15 protein-coding genes are annotated in these 16,285 nt (G+C 41.6%); 11 read left to right on the top strand and 4 right to left on the bottom strand.

Translation table 11 applies throughout. The annotated features are described in order from the left end of the window. Nucleotides 1-155 precede the first annotated feature (155 nt). The 4 genes from JMW90_RS06110 to JMW90_RS06095 all read left to right on the top strand — a co-directional run bounded on the left by JMW90_RS06110 (nt 156) and on the right by JMW90_RS06095 (nt 3,828). A complete protein-coding gene (locus tag JMW90_RS06110) occupies nt 156-1,205 on the top strand; it encodes a polyprenyl synthetase family protein (protein ID WP_201562230.1) in 1,050 nt (349 codons plus the stop codon). A gap of 73 nt (nt 1,206-1,278) precedes the next feature. Further along, nucleotides 1,279-2,097 (top strand): DUF72 domain-containing protein, encoded by an 819-nt coding sequence (locus tag JMW90_RS06105; protein ID WP_201562228.1) that lies wholly within the window; start codon nt 1,279-1,281, stop codon nt 2,095-2,097. 115 nt (nt 2,098-2,212) lie between these two features. Beyond that, entirely contained in the window at nt 2,213-3,313 is a 1,101-nt protein-coding gene (locus JMW90_RS06100; protein ID WP_201562226.1) for a DUF262 domain-containing protein, read from the top strand. Between the two features lie 11 nt (nt 3,314-3,324). Beyond that, the gene (locus tag JMW90_RS06095; RefSeq protein ID WP_201562224.1) at nt 3,325-3,828 is read left to right on the top strand and encodes a hypothetical protein; all 504 of its coding nucleotides are present in this window, start codon (nt 3,325-3,327) and stop codon (nt 3,826-3,828) included. Nucleotides 3,829-3,978: 150 nt separating this feature from the next. On the opposite strand, the gene JMW90_RS06090 is transcribed toward JMW90_RS06095, so the two are convergent. After that, complete coding sequence (locus tag JMW90_RS06090; RefSeq protein WP_201562222.1) at nt 3,979-4,608, bottom strand: superoxide dismutase; 630 nt, start codon at nt 4,606-4,608, stop codon at nt 3,979-3,981. A 474-nt stretch (nt 4,609-5,082) separates the two neighbouring features. Here JMW90_RS06090 and rdgB point away from each other — a divergent pair, with 474 nt between their 5' ends. The 6 genes from rdgB to JMW90_RS06065 all read left to right on the top strand — a co-directional run bounded on the left by rdgB (nt 5,083) and on the right by JMW90_RS06065 (nt 11,495). Further along, nucleotides 5,083-5,730, top strand: coding sequence for an RdgB/HAM1 family non-canonical purine NTP pyrophosphatase (gene rdgB, locus JMW90_RS06085; protein WP_201562220.1), 648 nt, complete (start codon nt 5,083-5,085; stop codon nt 5,728-5,730). Nucleotides 5,731-6,016: 286 nt separating this feature from the next. Next, on the top strand, nt 6,017-6,139 hold the full coding sequence (locus tag JMW90_RS13900) for a hypothetical protein (RefSeq protein ID WP_265089226.1): 123 nt from the start codon (nt 6,017-6,019) through the stop codon (nt 6,137-6,139). Between the two features lie 19 nt (nt 6,140-6,158). Next, nucleotides 6,159-7,502 carry a trigger factor gene (gene tig / locus JMW90_RS06080; protein ID WP_201562218.1) on the top strand — a complete coding sequence of 448 codons (1,344 nt, stop codon included), beginning with the start codon at nt 6,159-6,161 and terminating at the stop codon, nt 7,500-7,502. A gap of 484 nt (nt 7,503-7,986) precedes the next feature. Beyond that, entirely contained in the window at nt 7,987-8,634 is a 648-nt protein-coding gene (clpP, locus tag JMW90_RS06075) for an ATP-dependent Clp endopeptidase proteolytic subunit ClpP (RefSeq protein ID WP_201562331.1), read from the top strand. A gap of 140 nt (nt 8,635-8,774) precedes the next feature. Beyond that, on the top strand, nt 8,775-10,088 hold the full coding sequence (gene clpX / locus JMW90_RS06070) for an ATP-dependent protease ATP-binding subunit ClpX (RefSeq protein WP_201562216.1): 1,314 nt from the start codon (nt 8,775-8,777) through the stop codon (nt 10,086-10,088). A 360-nt stretch (nt 10,089-10,448) separates the two neighbouring features. Further along, on the top strand, nt 10,449-11,495 hold the full coding sequence (locus tag JMW90_RS06065) for an SDR family NAD(P)-dependent oxidoreductase (protein WP_201562214.1): 1,047 nt from the start codon (nt 10,449-10,451) through the stop codon (nt 11,493-11,495). Nucleotides 11,496-11,624: 129 nt separating this feature from the next. Here JMW90_RS06065 and JMW90_RS06060 read toward each other — a convergent pair whose 3' ends face one another. The 3 genes from JMW90_RS06060 to argS form a co-directional block, all read right to left on the bottom strand. After that, entirely contained in the window at nt 11,625-12,722 is a 1,098-nt protein-coding gene (locus tag JMW90_RS06060; RefSeq protein ID WP_201562212.1) for a PTS sugar transporter subunit IIC, read from the bottom strand. A gap of 94 nt (nt 12,723-12,816) precedes the next feature. After that, nucleotides 12,817-13,608, bottom strand: a complete 792-nt coding sequence (locus JMW90_RS06055) for an SPOR domain-containing protein (protein WP_201562210.1) — start codon at nt 13,606-13,608, stop codon at nt 12,817-12,819. Nucleotides 13,609-13,674: 66 nt separating this feature from the next. Beyond that, complete coding sequence (gene argS / locus JMW90_RS06050; protein ID WP_201562208.1) at nt 13,675-15,504, bottom strand: arginine--tRNA ligase; 1,830 nt, start codon at nt 15,502-15,504, stop codon at nt 13,675-13,677. A 428-nt stretch (nt 15,505-15,932) separates the two neighbouring features. On the opposite strand from argS, the gene JMW90_RS06045 reads away from it, so the two are divergent. Continuing rightward, nucleotides 15,933-16,151 (top strand): DUF2788 domain-containing protein, encoded by a 219-nt coding sequence (locus JMW90_RS06045; RefSeq protein WP_020444359.1) that lies wholly within the window; start codon nt 15,933-15,935, stop codon nt 16,149-16,151. Nucleotides 16,152-16,285 lie beyond the last annotated feature (134 nt).

The raw sequence follows: 16,285 nt of genomic DNA, 5'->3' as shown, positions 1-16,285 counted from the left end.
TGATACTATTTGTATTTCTTTTATTTAGGACTGACTATATTTTTGATATAGAACTTTAAAAAATACATTAGGGATGATAGGTGTGGCATAAGGAATATAATCTATCATGTTACACTAACGATATTCTTATTATTTACCTGATAGAAGGTTGGGTTATGTCTGTTTCTTCTACGCCGAGTATTATGCCTGTTAGCTTTATTCCCTTTATTAGCACCGAGCAATTCCATCATGATGTGCGCGCGCAATTAGCAAAAGATATCGACGTGTTGTTTGCTTATGCTGAGCTGCCAAGTCCGCTGCTTGACGCTTGCCGTTATGTAATGACAGGTACTGGCAAATTGGTACGTCCGCTATTGGTCGCCAGCGCCTTTGCCAGTACTTATAGCCATAATGAGGCTGATAATAAAAACAGCATGGCTGACGCTGATGGTTTGGAAGATTTGTTAGAAAACGACTCAGATTATGATATGTGTCGCCGTGCAGCATTGGCGGTGGAGCTGCTGCATACTTATTCGTTGGTGCACGATGACTTGCCGTGTATGGACGATGACGAGCTACGCCGTGGTCAGCCAACCGCGCATATCGTCTTTGAAGAAGCGACTGCACTGCTCGCAGGTGATGTATTACAGACACTGGCTTTTGAAGTACTGACCGCCGAGATGCCAACCTTTGCACCTTTCGATTCAGCTATCGCAAGCCAGTTATTTGCCATATTTGCCCCACGTGCCAGACGTATGGTGTCGGGTCAAATGCTTGATCTCAATGCCGAAGCTACTGTTGGTATCTCACAAAACGATTTAGAAGCCATTCACCGTGATAAAACGGGCGCATTAATTGAAGCGGCAATGCTGATGGGTGGTATCTGTGCAGGTGCAACAGCTCCGCAGCGCATGGCATTACAAGAATGTGCTCAGCATATCGGTCTCGCCTTTCAAGTACAGGACGATATTCTAGACGTAACAACCTCTACCGATACGCTTGGCAAACCTGCCGGCAGTGATGAAAAGTTAGATAAATCTACCTATGTGAAGTTAATAGGTGTTGATAAGGCGACCAACTATGCGCAATCGCTGTTTGATGAGGGACGCGCCGCCCTTACTCGTGAATTAAATAGTCGTGAGTTGAGCAGCGATGAGCTGGACGACAGCACAGACAATGATGCGCTAATGGCACTCATCGAGTGGCTCTGGGCGCGTAAAAAATAGCCAAAAGAAGCATTAAGCTTAGAAACAACACGCTCAATCTTTTAATCAGTAAAAATAACAAAGGGTGGTCAACATGGATAGTGCCCCTACTCCGCGTATTTATCTAGGCACTGGTGGCTATAGCGATACCGACTTGCTTGGTACGCTGTATCCCACTGGCACCAAAAAAACGGACTTCTTACGGGAGTACGCCAAACACTATGGCGCGGTCGAAATCAATAGCACTTTTTATGCGCCTATCGGACAAAAAGCCTTTGCGGGTATGGTCAATAAAGCCTATGTGCAAACCGATAGCCAGCTTAAATTTGCCGTCAAGCTGCATCAAGACTTTACTCATGCACGTAAAGGCACTAGCGATCACGCCCAAGCATTCCTGACTGCGCTCACGCCACTTATCGAAGCCAATGCGCTCGCGCCACTATTATTACAATTTCCGCACGGCTTTGACCGTACCCGTGAGCATCGTCTATATCTCGCAAACCTTGTCAGTTGGTTTCAAGATTATCCACTCGCCGTCGAGTTTCGTCATAACGGCTGGCATACGCCGCAAGTGGTCGACAGCTTTATCGAGCAAGGTTTGATTTGGTGCAGCGTCGATTATCCCAAAGTCAGCGGTTTACCGCCGTCAAGGTTGATATTTACCGAGCGCACTGGCTATCTGCGTATGCATGGCAATAATCTAAACTGGTGGGATGCGATGAGCGCCGCTGATCGTCATGATTATCGCTATAGCGAGACAGAGATGCAGGACTGGGCGCAAGCGATTGCTAATCAACGTCAGCATTTTGATACGCTATATATCTTCTTTCAAAATACGGTCAATGCGCATGCATATTATAATATTGCGATGCTCAGGGAGGCGTTGGGGAGGTTTGGATTTGAGGTGTTGTAAAATTAATACCCATCTTAAAGAAAAAATTAATTTTAAGATGCAAAAGCTAAATACTATTACAATGTGGGTTATATATATTCAAAACCTTTACGCTATAATTTAATTGAGATGACTTATGAGTATAGATGAAGTGATAAATCTAGAACTAGAATTAGAAAAAGAAGAAGAAAACTTATTCTATGAAGATGAATCTGATCAGCAACCACCATCAGATATAATTGCCTATAATGAACTGCGCTCTTGTGCAGATTTATATCGAATGTATGACAAAGGCATACTGAATATAACACCTGACTTTCAAAGGAATTCAGTTTGGAGCCCACCCGCTCAAACAAGATTTATTGACTCATTAATAAAGCAGCTGCCTATACCAAGCATGTGTTTTAGTTTAGATTTTAAGACCCAAAAATGGCAAGTGATAGATGGTCTACAGCGAATGACTGCCATTATTCGTTTTTTAGAAGATAAAACATGGCGCTTATCTGATCTTGATGATATTGATAAGAAATTAGCTGGTAAGAAAGTCTCTCACTTCAAAGATGAGAGTAGTGTTGATCATATCCTTTATCAAAGACTAGAGAACCTGACTCTACCAGTAACCGTTTTAAGATGTGACCATAGTAAAAAATCACATATGGAATATTTGTTCACTATATTTCATAGACTTAACACTGGAGGTACTAAATTAAACAACCAAGAGATAAGAAACTGTATATTTAGTGGTACCTTTAACACTCTTTTAAAAGAGTTAAACGAAAATACTCATTGGAGATCAATAAATAGGTTAAAAGATAAAGATGACTCAAGATTTAAAAATGTTGAAATGATATTAAGACATTTTGCGTTCAACGATAATCTATCTACATATAAAGGTATTTTATCTAAGTTTTTGAATGAATACATGAGAGTTAATAGAAACCCTACTGAGTCTTTCTTAAACAGTAAAAACATAAACTTTACTAGAACTGTAGGGTTAATAGCAACAAAAATTCTTAATGAAGATGAAAGAATAGGTGTTTCAATATTAGAGGCTCTTTTAGCAGGTATATCTCAAAACATAGATAAACTTGAAAAATTATCAGAAGAAGATCTGAAATTACGTTTTAGAAAGCTTCGAGAACACTCTTCACTAGCGACCGAGTACCTCAATGATGGTGTTGCTAAAAAAGAGAAAGTTCAAGCTCGCATATCAGCATCCATACAAATTTTTTCATAGTGTATCTAATTATGATTGTGCGTAAATATATAGAAAATAACCTCAAACAATTAAATAAACTATATTTCGGCACTAATAGCCATAAAAGAAAGTTGTATTATTCGAAACTTGCAATTCTTGAGCTCTGTGGGTGGATTGAAGAATCTATGGATAACATTATCCAGATGTGTGCAAATCGTTTGTTAAAGTTACAAGCAACTAAAACTCATATAAAAAGACAAATTATAGACCGGAACTACGGATTTGAATATAAAAACCATTTTATTAAAATGCTCTCATCTGTAATTGGTTTCATGAATATTGAAAGATTAGAAAAAAAACTTGATGCATCGAAAAATGCTCTCCTTTTATCAGCCCTTGGTACTCTCAAGATTATACGCAATGCGGAAGCTCACACTCATCTTAAAGGAGTTACGAGACACGTAGACTCACCTTCTATTACATTAAATTTATTTTCTCAAGTATTTGATGGTCTGAAAGATATAGAGATACAACTAAAAGTAATTAAATGTTGATGCCTATTAAATTCTCATATAACAATTTTATCTGATAACACTTACTTATAGAATTTGATTTATATCAAATTTTGAAGAAGAAAATGAAACCAAAAAAAAGGACGCCTCTCAGCGTCCTTTTTTATCAATCAAAACCTTAAGTTTTAAAGATTACTCTTCAACACCAGCATCTTGACCTTTATATTTAGCGTTTGCATAGTCCCAGTTCACTAGTTTGTCTAGGAACGTGTCGACGTAATCAGGACGACGGTTACGATAATCGATGTAGTACGCATGTTCCCACACGTCACAAGTCAATACCGCGATTTGGTCATGTGCAAGTGGCGTATCAGCGTTAGCTGTTTTGGCGATAGACAGTTTGCCACCGACTTTATCAGCGACTAGCCATGCCCAACCTGAACCGAACTGAGTCAATGCTGCGTTTTTGAACTCTTCACGGAACTTATCATAGCTACCGAAATCTTCTTCGATTTTGCCTTTTAGATCGCCAGTAGGTTCGCCGCCGCCATTGTCTGGCGTCATGCAGTTCCAATAGAAGGTGTGGTTCCATACTTGGGCTGCTTGGTTAAACATGCCTTGCTTGCTGTCATCTTTCGCCGTGGCTTCGATGATTTCTGGCAAGGTTTTGTCTTCTAGACCAGAACCAGGTAGCAATTCATTTAACTTAGTCACGTATGCATTGTGATGCTTGTCATGATGATATTCTAACGTCTCGGCACTGATATGTGGCTCTAATGCGTCTTTTGCGTACGGTAATTCTGGTAAAGTAATATGCGACATAATTTTTTTATCCTTGCTAGTTTTAGTCGTTAATTTACAGAAACTGATGGTAAATATTGGATTTTACGCTATTTTTACCGCGCAAAAAACCCTATAAAATAAGCGACTAAATTGGCTGAGTTTATTGTTTGAAATGAATACTATCGTTACTACGTGTTATTTCTTAATACCATATCACGTATTATTATGAATCCAAAATGAACTTAACTATTATTCTTTTGTTGCTGTGCGCTCACAAGCCAAATACTTGACTTTATAGGCATTTATTAACTTAATATTTACAAGCTATAAGATATAATTCACGATAGCTTGGCAGCTATTATAGCAATAGTAGCAGCAAATCTCAGTTACTAAATGTTATGCAAAGCGTCCTTAGTAGCGCGTGTGCGTAGCAAGCAGAAAACATTTATAGCCATAGCATATTGATATAAATAACTATTTTTTTAGATCTAACGACACGACGGAATATTCTCTATGAGTGCTACAAGTACATCGCGACCCTTGACCCAACCCACATTTCACAATCAATGGGTACTCGCCAGCAATAATAAAGGCAAACTTACTGAATTTAAAAGGTTGTTTGCCGAAGCAGATTTGGATGTAACCGTTGTACCGCAAGGTCAGCTGGATATCGACGATGCGATTGAAGATGGCTTGAGTTTTATCGAAAACGCCATCATAAAAGCCCGTCATGCCAGCCGTATTAGTGGATTGCCTGCTATCGCTGATGACTCAGGTTTATGCGTACCTGCACTTGGCAACGCGCCCGGTATCTACTCGGCTCGCTATGCCGGTGAGCATGGCAACGATGACAAAAACAATGCCAAGCTTGTTGCTGAATTACAGCCTATTCGCGCTGAGCACCCTAACGAGCCTATTAAAGGTATGTTCGTTTGCGTACTGGCGATGGTGCGCCATGCTGATGATCCCTTACCGATTATCGCGCAAGGTCTATGGCACGGTGAGATTTTAGAAGTACCACTCGGTGATGGTGGCTTTGGTTATGACCCACTATTTTGGCTGCCAGAGTTGCAAGCGACTGCTGCCAGTTTAAGTGCTACTGACAAAAACAGCATCAGTCATCGCGGTCAAGCGATTAAACAGCTATTAGCTCAATTATAGCTGTCAGTTCGATTAGAACCATGACCTTAATGACAGCTATGCACCAATTTATAGCCTTTACAAAGGTATATTCACATTATAAAACCAACTATCGTGCTTAAAAACAGATAACTTTTACTTTAATAAACAGATAGATTATACTGTTCTACTTTTGAAATTTTGTTGAAAGCCGTTAATTGTCCGTATAATTCACCAAAAAGCATTATTATGCGACCTATTGACGGTTTATTATTGATATTTGATAGCGCCCGCTAAGATGAAAAGTTTTAAATTTTAGTGCCAGTTAATGTCAGCAGCGATTGCTAAAGGCATTGATTTGAGAATGACTCGCTATCACTATCCTCTATTTATTCCAACGGCAACCAATCGTACACGCCCATATTTTGAGGCATGGTTGTCTATTATTTAATCCTAAAGGTGTAATGATCATGGCTACAGATTTACAAGTCACAACCAACAAGTTATCTAACAAAGAAACTCAGTTAACGGTTAAAGTACCCGTTGAAAAGATTCAAAACAAAGTTGAAGGCCGTATTCGTCAAGTCGCGAAAACTGCCAAGATTGACGGTTTCCGTAAAGGCAACGTCCCTATGTCACATATCCGTTCACAGTACGGAGCTGGCATTCAACAAGAAGTCATCAACGACGTCATCCGTGATACTGTGTTTGAAGCGATCAAATCTGAAGACATCCGCGCGGTTGGCATGCCTAATATCGACGACGTAAAACTTGAAGACGATTTCTTGGTATATCAAGCGACGGTTGAAATCTTCCCAGAAGTTGATGTACAAGGTATCGATGAGATCGAAGTTGAGCGTCATACCGCTAAAGTCGATGAAGCTGATGTTGACACCATGATCGAAAACCTACAAAAACAACGTGAAGAATTCGTTGAGAAAAAAGGTAAAGCGGACAAAGGCAATCAAGTCACTTTTGATTTTGAAGGCTCTATCGACGGCGAAAAATTCGAAGGCGGCTCTGCTGAGGACTTCAAACTGGTTATCGGTAGTAACCAGATGATTCCTGGTTTTGAAGCGGGCATCAAAGGCATGAAAGCTGGCGAAGAGAAAACCATCGACGTGACTTTCCCAGAAGATTACCAAGCTGAAAACTTGGCGGGTAAAGAAGCGCAGTTCAAAATCAATGTAAAATTGGTTGAAAAATCTAAGCTACCAGAAATTGACGATGCGTTCCTTGAGCTGTTCGGTGTTAAAGAAGGCGGCGTTGAGAAGTTAAAAGACGACGTTCGCAAAAACATGGAACGCGAAATCAAAAACGCGGCTCGTAGCCAAGTGAAGCAAGCAACGTTTGATGCTTTACTAGAAAAGAACGAGTTTGACGTACCAAACGCCATGCTAGAGCAAGAAATCGAGCGTCAACGCAACATGATGATGCAACGTTTTTCTCAGCAGTTCGGTGCCAATGCTGATAGCTTCGATAAAGACATGCTGCCAAATGAGCTGTTTGAAGAACAAGCGCTACGTGCGGCACGCCTTGGCATAATCGTTGCTCGTGTTATCGATACCAAAGGCTTAGAAGTTGACCAAGCTCGCGTTGAGACTTTCATCAAAGAAGCGGCTGAAAACTACGAAGATCCAAGCGAGGTAATCGAGTACTACACCACTGACAAGCAACAGCGCGCCAACATTGAGTCTGTGGTACTAGAAGACCAAGTCGTTGATTATCTCATTGCTCAAGGCAAAGTCACTGACAAAGAAGTGAGCTATCAAGACCTATTAGCTGCTCAGCAGCAACAACAGCAAGCGATGTAATTTAGCAAATCCTTTGTCATTCATTGGCACTGATTGCTAAGATTGATCCAAAAATGCCTTAACACAGTGCCCTGACAAATTTGTTAGGGCATTTTTATTGGTGGCTTATAGGCTATCTTTATGAATAGATTGTAGACCGTGCCCTTGATAAATGCGCACGAACGCCCTATTAATAGGGAGTTACTTATGTTATGAATAGAAAGTCACTTGTCACATTGAAAAGTTACTATTAACGCGATAAAAAAGTTACCATTGGCTCAATTATTTTAAGCTATTAGCCTTTATTACCCCTATTTATCAGCTATTGACGAGATACACGTCTCATTTAACGTAATAGGTTTTATTATAAACCGACAATGTTTACAATGATAAACACCAATAAAAATTTAACGATTTTCCACTTTTTATCTTCTATCTTTATAAACAGGATATTTTTATGACAGATTATGATCGCATCACTGCCAACCCACATTTTGATATGCTGATGAGTGCGCACAATACTGCTCAAAGCGCGCAATATACTCAAAGTGCACCTCAAGCTGCATTGGTTCCTATGGTTGTAGAACAATCAGCACGCGGTGAACGCTCGTTTGATATTTTCTCGCGTCTATTACGTGAGCGTGTTATCTTTTTGACGGGTCAAGTCGAAGACCATATGGCCAATCTAATCGTCGCGCAGTTGCTATTTTTGGAAGCTGAAAACCCTGACAAAGACATTCATTTATATATCAACTCGCCAGGCGGCTCAGTCAGTGCCGGTTTGGCAATCTTCGATACCATGAACTTTATCAAACCTGAAGTATCGACTATTTGTATGGGCGGTGCTTACAGCATGGGTTCATTCCTTTTGGCGGCTGGCGAGAAAGGCAAACGTTACGCATTGGCTAACGCTCGCGTGATGATTCATCAGCCTTCAGGTGGCGCGCAAGGTCAAGCAAGTGATATCGAAATAAATGCGCGTGAAATCCTAAAAACTCGTGCGCGCTTAAACGAGATTTTGGCTGAGCGTACGGGTCAACCGGTCGAGAAAATTGAAAAAGACGTCGAGCGTGATTATTGGCTTGACGCCAAAGAAGCCAAAGAATATGGTCTGATTGATGAAGTATTAGAGCGTCGCCCTGCGTCTTTATAATAGCGACTCTATTAGCAGCCGTATCCATGTAGCTAGTAACCGAGCCGTGTCCTCATGCTTAAGTACTCTGTATTAGGTACTTAAGCCTTGATGCAAACATCAGACTATTTATAAGTATAAAATTTTAGGAGTGCCTGTATATGGCAAAAGATAATATCCCGTATTGCTCGTTTTGCGGCAAAGAAAAAAGTGAAGTGAAGCAGCTGATTGCTGCTGACGATGCCAATATCTGTAATGAATGTATTGAGCTATGTACTGACCTTATCGCCGACAGTGATGACCATGGTGATGACGATAGCGACATTGATACTTCTTGGGTCAATAAAAAGCTGCCAACACCAAAAGAGCTGCGCGCCAAACTCGATGAATACGTCATTGGACAGGATGCTGCCAAAAAAGCATTGGCGGTTGCGGTTTATAACCATTATAAACGCTTAAAAGTCAGTCAAACTTTAGCCAATGACAGCAAAAAAGCGAAGATCGGCGCTGATGATGCGATGGTAGAATTGGCAAAGAGTAATATCTTGCTGATTGGTCCGACCGGTTCTGGTAAGACCTTACTGGCACAAACTTTAGCACGCCTACTAGATGTACCCTTTGCAATGGCAGATGCGACGACTTTGACCGAAGCAGGTTATGTCGGTGAAGACGTTGAAAACATCGTCCAAAAGCTACTACAAGCATCGGATTATGATGTAAGCAAAGCTGAGCAAGGTATTATCTATATCGATGAGATTGATAAAATCAGCAAAAAAGGTGACAACCCTTCTATCACGCGTGATGTGTCTGGTGAAGGCGTTCAGCAAGCATTGCTAAAGCTTATCGAAGGTACAGTTGCTGCTATTCCGCCACACGGTGGTCGTAAGCATCCACAGCAAGAGCTGATCCAAGTCGATACCAGCAATATCTTGATTATTGTTGGTGGTGCATTTGCAGGTCTTGATAAAGTCATTCAGCAGCGTACTGAAAAAACAGGCATTGGCTTCAATGCTGATGTGAGCTCAAAAGACGATAGTAAACGTAGCTCAGAGCTGCTACAACAAGTAGAGCCTGAAGATTTGATTAAGTTTGGGCTTATCCCAGAGCTCATCGGTCGTCTTCCTGTCCTTGCTGCGCTGCAAGAGCTTGACGAAGATGCATTGGTTCAAATATTGACGGAGCCAAAAAACGCTTTGGTTAAGCAGTATAAGTATCTGTTTGATATGGAAGGCGCTGACATTACGTTTACCAAAGAAGCCCTTGATGCCATTGCCAAAAAAGCCATGGCGCGCAAAACGGGTGCTCGTGGACTGCGCTCTATCGTTGAAAATGCCCTTCTTGAGACGATGTATGAGCTGCCTTCTATGAAAAATGCTAAGACAGTACTCGTTGATGAACAAGTGATTAACGAAGGCAAAATCCCTGAAATCACCTTCTCTACCGATGACTCAGAGCAAATAGCGATAGATGCTTAAAAAGTCTTACTTGCTTTATAGAAAAAGCGTCTAGCATATTTTATGCCAGACGCTTTTTTTATGTCTGCTTAGTTCTCACTTTATTTACTTGCTCTAATATATAGTTAAAATATCTCAAAAACGCTACGGTACTGCTGGTATGGATTTTTTGCAGCCTCTGTCGGCTAGCTACAGCAAGCAAGAAAAATTGATACCCGCAGTACTTGATGTATCGATATTACTTTTCCCTGACTATACTTAAAAATGACAGCTGCGTTTATCAATCGCTATCAGTATTTTTCATAAAGCATGCTAAGGTAGCAATACCAGTAGACCACCATTGTCTACCAATATTATTAATGAAACAAAGGATTGTTCATCATGCTTAATAACGTATTTGCTATAGCAACCTCCCTACGTCAACACTTGCCTTTTTCTGTCGATCCCGACTTTGATATTGCGCCTTATTACCATAATCATGTCGCTGCTATTACTGGTGCAGGCTCTGGTATGGGTCGCGAGCTTGCCATTCATTTAGCCAAAATGGGCTGTCATGTGGCATTATCTGATATCAACGCTGAGCAGCTCATACAAACCAAAGAGATGCTCGTTAATTACGATATTAAAGCGACTACGACGGTACTTGATGTCTCGGACAACAAAGCCGTTGAAGCATGGGCTGATAATGTCATGGCAGAGCACGGTAAAGTGAATTTTATCTTTAATAATGCAGGCGTAGCGCTGTACTCCACGGTCGAAGGCAGCAGCATTAGCGAGCTTGAATGGGTGATGGATATCAATTTTTGGGGCGTCGTCTATGGGACCAAAGCATTTTTACCACTGATTAAAAACAGTGTTAAACAAAGCGAAATTGATATTAGTGCTAATAAATCCAATAGTAATGATAAGAACAAAAAATCCCGCCAGTTTAAAGAACATGGTCATATCGTCAATATCTCAAGCCTATTTGGCTTGACCGCTCAGCCTTCACAATCCGCCTACAACGCCAGTAAATTTGCCGTACGTGGCTTTACCGAGAGTTTGCGCCAAGAGCTAGATATTCAGCATTGCGGCGTTTCAGCAACCTGTATTCATCCTGGTGGTATTAAAACCAATATCGCCAATAGTGCACGTGGTAACGACAGCGTCAAAGATATCGGTATGCGTGGTGGTCGTAAATCCATCAGTAGCTTTAATAAGTTTTTAAAATTTGATGCAAGCGAAGCTGCTTGGATTATTTTGCATGCTGCAGCGACGAACCAGCCGCGCTGCTTGATTGGAAGTGACGCCAAAATGATAGATGCGGTCCAGCGCGTGTTCCCATCACGTTATAGCAAGGTATTAAATGATATGAATATACTGTCTCGTAAACTCAAAGGTAAAAAGCATTCTAAAAATGCTGCTAATAAGGCTATCACCGCTAAATAACTTAATATTGAATCAGTAATAGCAAGCAAACTGTCATAAAAAATCTTGATTAAAAAAGCGCTTAAACGTTATCGCGTTTAAGCGCTTTTTTAATCAAGGTAATGAATGCTTTTTGTTTTTTAATGGATACTAAGGCAGTTTCATATCGCCATCGACCAACCAACCAAATCGGCGCATCATATAAGCCACCAGTCCAGCAATCACAGCGGGTAATACAAACATCAATAAAATAATCGCCGTCCATAACTGACCGGTACTCATAATCTCTTGTGATGCTTCAATCACACCAAACACGCCGACCAATCCAGCGGTACCCATACCGGCGCCTGTTGCGGTACAAGCCAGCTCAAAGCCGACGGTTGCTATCGGACCGACGATAGCACTTGCTATGACAGCAGGTAATAAAATGATAGGTTTTCTGAGGACGTTAGGGATTTGTAGCATACTGGTGCCCAAACCCTGAGACACGACCCCACTGATGCCATTATCCTTAAAGCTGGCGACGGCAAAGCCAATCATATGCGCTGCGCAGCCGACGACTGCCGCCCCACCTGCGACACCGCCAAGTCCAATTGCAATACAAATAGCAGCACTCGATGTCGGCATGGTCAGCAATATACCGACGACGACAGCAATAACAATACCCATTAATAATGGCTGAAGGGTCGTTGCTGCTTGAATGCCTTGACCAATCGCATTGACTGCGGCAACGATAGGAGGATTTAGTAGCGCACATACCGCCAATGCCACCGCGCAGACTATCAAAGGCACCAATAGAATATCAAGCTTAGTTTTACCAGCAACCCATGTACCAGCACGATAGGCAAAAACTGACGCCAAATACGCACCAATCGGATTACCCGGTAACGCGGCAAAGGTGGCAGGACCTGCTTCTTGCGCAATAAACAGATTACCTGCCATTAGTGCTTCAGAGTGAGCGCCCAGCATACCAGCGACTAAGCAGCTAAGCATTACCAAAGTTGGCGCTTTTAGATAATAAGCAATGCCGACGCCGATACCTGCGCCCATTAGCACGGATGCCAGCTTACCAACCGCAATGAGTGCTGGTATATTTAGCCAGCCTCCGATTTGCGAGATGATAAGACCCGCTATGAGGGTGACAAAAAGCCCTAATGCCATACCAGTAAATGCATCAATAAAGTATTTTTGAAAAAATGCTTTCATCATACCGACGGGTACAGTTTCTGAATTAGTGACAGTCATCATTATGCTCTTATATGAAGTTTGATAGAAGGTACTAAAAAAAAGGGATAAAAAAAACGTCATTGTGACGCTTTTTTATAAAAAAATAAATTTAAATCTAACGACGCTGTTCGACAATAATAGAATCAATACCGTTATTTTGTAGGCGCTGCTGCGCAGTAGCAACCGCTTGGCGACTGGTCATCGGGCGTGAGATCACTTGATAAATAGGCAAGCCATTACCGGTCGTGTTTTTGACGACTTTCGCATCGACACCTGCCATCAGTACTTGCGCACGGCGGCGGTCAGCTTCATCAGCATCACCAAAGCTGTTAATTTGCAAAATATACGTGGCAGCAGGCTTGGCAGCTTGAATACTTGCGTTACCAGCATTGGGTTTGTTTGCACTCATACCCGTATTGCTTGTCGCTGGCGTGCCGTCATAGGTTGCGTCTTCTTCAATAATAACGATATCATCATTACTACTGCTAGTGCCGGCATTTGGTGCACTTATTGTACCTTCAGAGATATTACCCGTACCATCATTAGCACCAGGCACGGTACTGTCAGTTTGATTGACGATCACATCCGGTTCAAAATCTATGATCTCACCCAATTGGTCACTGTCGGTCTTATCAAACTCTTCATCAGGGACGGTTGCCATCTCTTGATTGGGTAAAATATCATAGAACTCATAATCACCATTGTCTGCATCCGTATCCACTCTTTGCTGTATTTGCTTATTGGGATCTGCAGCCGTATCAGCGGGACTAAAATTAAACCATGGTGACAGGTATAAAAACACCCCAATCATCAGTGTCAATACGGCACCGACAAACATCCATAATAAGCCTGACGCACTACTTGTTTTGCGCTTTTCAGTGGCACCTCTTGGTTTTTTGGCTAACATGGATCGCATTCTCCCTACTGAATCTATCTGTCATTATCGAATTATTACTATCAGTTGCTAGCTTTATTACATGCTAGACGGTGCAGACAGCCCTAATAAACCAAGCCCATTACTGATAACTTGACGTACTGCTTTAGATAAGCGCAAACGAGCTTGCATCATCACCATCTCATCGGCGCTTGGTGTTTCGCCTGAAGTCAGGCTCACAGGCAAAATACGATTGCTGTCGTACCAACCATGAAATAATGCCGCCAACTCTTTAAGATAGTTGGTCAAGATGTGCGGCTCATAACCTGTCGCTGAGCGCATCAAGGTAGCAGGATAAGCGGCAAGCAATTTAATGAGCTCCTCTTCGCTTGGTGCAACAAGCAATTCCTGCTGCGCCGCACCTATCGCATCATCCACACTTAAACCGCTGGCTTCTAGTTTTTCTAACACACGGCAAACGCGGGCATGTGCATATTGAATGTAATAAACCAAGTTATCTTTACTTTGCGATTTGGCAAGCTCTAAGTCAAAATCAACGTGTACTTCAGGCTTACGCGCGACGTAATAAAAACGCGCTGCATCGTTGCCGACTTCGTGACGTAGCTCACGTAAGGTCACAAATTTTCCAGAGCGTGATGACATTTGTACTTTTTCATCACCGCGCCATAATGCGACAAACTGCACCAACACCACATCCAAACGGTCGGCATCGATACCAAGCGCCAATAACGCCGCTTTTACGCGCGGTACATAGCCATGATGGTCTGCACCCCAAACGTTCACTACTTTGTCAAAACCGCGATCGAATTTATTTTTATGATAGGCGATATCAGAGGCAAAATAGGTACTTTGACCATTGGCGCGGCGTACGACACGGTCTTTTTCATCGCCAAAGTCCGTTGATTTAAACCAGATATTGCCGTCTTTTTCGTAGAGATAGCCCTTATCTTCTAAAATCTGTAAGACTGGCTCAATCTCGCTATCAATTGATCTTTCGCTAAACCAGCATTCATAGCTCACACCGAAGTCATTTAGATCGTCTTTGATATCAGCCAAAATACTGCTCAAAGCCGCGTTTAAAAACAGCTCATAGCCACTACCAAGCAAAGCTTTACTATTGGCAATTAGCCCATCAATATGCGCTTCTTTATCACCTGATAACAGTACTTTTTCGTCATCAGCATTTATTTCAAACTGCGCATCTTCTGGCACACCTTTGGCAATTTTGGCAAAACGATGTACGTAAGTATCAGTATGCTGCGTTTTTAATGTTTGAGCAATATCACTGACATAGTCACCTTGATAGCCGTTGACGGGGAAGATCACCGTCTCACCATTGGTCTCTAGATAGCGCAAATAGGTACTGGTTGCCAAGATATCCATCTGGCGACCGGCGTCATTGACATAGTACTCACGCGTGACATCATAGCCAATCGCCTCAAGCAAGTTTGATACGCTCATACCAAATGCGGCGCCGCGTCCATGACCGACATGCAAGCTAGAGGTTGGATTGGCAGAGACAAACTCAACCTGTATTTTTTGGCCTTCGAACTGCTTGCTTAGGCCAAAGCTATCTTGCAAATTAAAAATGTCGTCTAACACAGCGAACTTGGCTTCAGTGTTCAAAAATACATTGATGAACCCTGGACCTGCGATTTCTATTTGGCGGATATCTTGATTCTCAGGCAATGCATTGACAATTTTTTCAGCCACTTGGCGCGGATTGGCTTTGGCCGCTTTGGCGGCAGTCAGAGCGATATTGCTCGCAAAGTCACCATGGCTAGTATCTTTAGTACGCGTAATTTGGCTATTATTTTGCCAATCAGCCGGTAATTCGCCGTCATTTTTGAGGACTTCAATCGCACTGTCAAACAGTGAGGTGAGCGTATCGATTTGGGCTTGTGACATAGGACTATAAACTCAGATAAATAAATAATAAAAACGGTAGGATATAAACTAGTACAAAAAGATAAGTAACCTATAAATATAACAACCTTTACCTGCTATTGCACTATTTGTACCAAAAATAGCGATAAAATCCTATTTATAGCAAAGTCCTAGGGCTTATCTAAGGTTTATTTGGCGTTTGAGGACTATTATGATGTGCAGATAACTTATATATTAGAGCTATTGTAGCGTTCCTGTTTCCTAAGCTTAGTGACATATTCATACCTCGCCTATTCCGCGTTATAATGACGCCATTTGTTGGCTATTTTCTCTAAATATCGTGACGCTTAAATACTTATTCAACTATTCGTAATTATTTCACTCAAAAGTCATAAAAATAACGAACAGAGAACGTGGTACTTTACTACCTTTATATACAGGATAAAATTATGTTTGCTATTGCTGCCAGTACCGTTACCAGTTGGGGACTTTACATCTTATTGCCCATTTTTATTGCCTTTTTATTCTTTATCATTTGGGACTTATCAAAACAGTCTGGTGCAGGTCGCGCCGGTACGTTTTGGATGTTTTTGGCGCTTGGTGCTGGTTTTATCGGTTTTATCTTAAAGATATTGCTAGAAATGGCATTTACACGCTGGTTTATCTAAGTATTATTGACGACTTATCACTTCTATAGTCGATTCATTTTAAAAACGATACAGTGCTGTTGGCTATAAATTTTTTGCAGCCTCTGTCTGCGTAAGTACAGCAAGCAAGAAAAAATTATAGCCAATAGCACGTT

Source organism: Psychrobacter glacincola (genome assembly GCF_904846215.1).
Classification (GTDB): Bacteria; Pseudomonadota; Gammaproteobacteria; order Pseudomonadales; family Moraxellaceae; genus Psychrobacter; species Psychrobacter glacincola.
The sequence above is the reverse complement of the archived record's forward strand: the minus strand, read 5'-3'. Positions and strand labels throughout refer to the sequence as shown.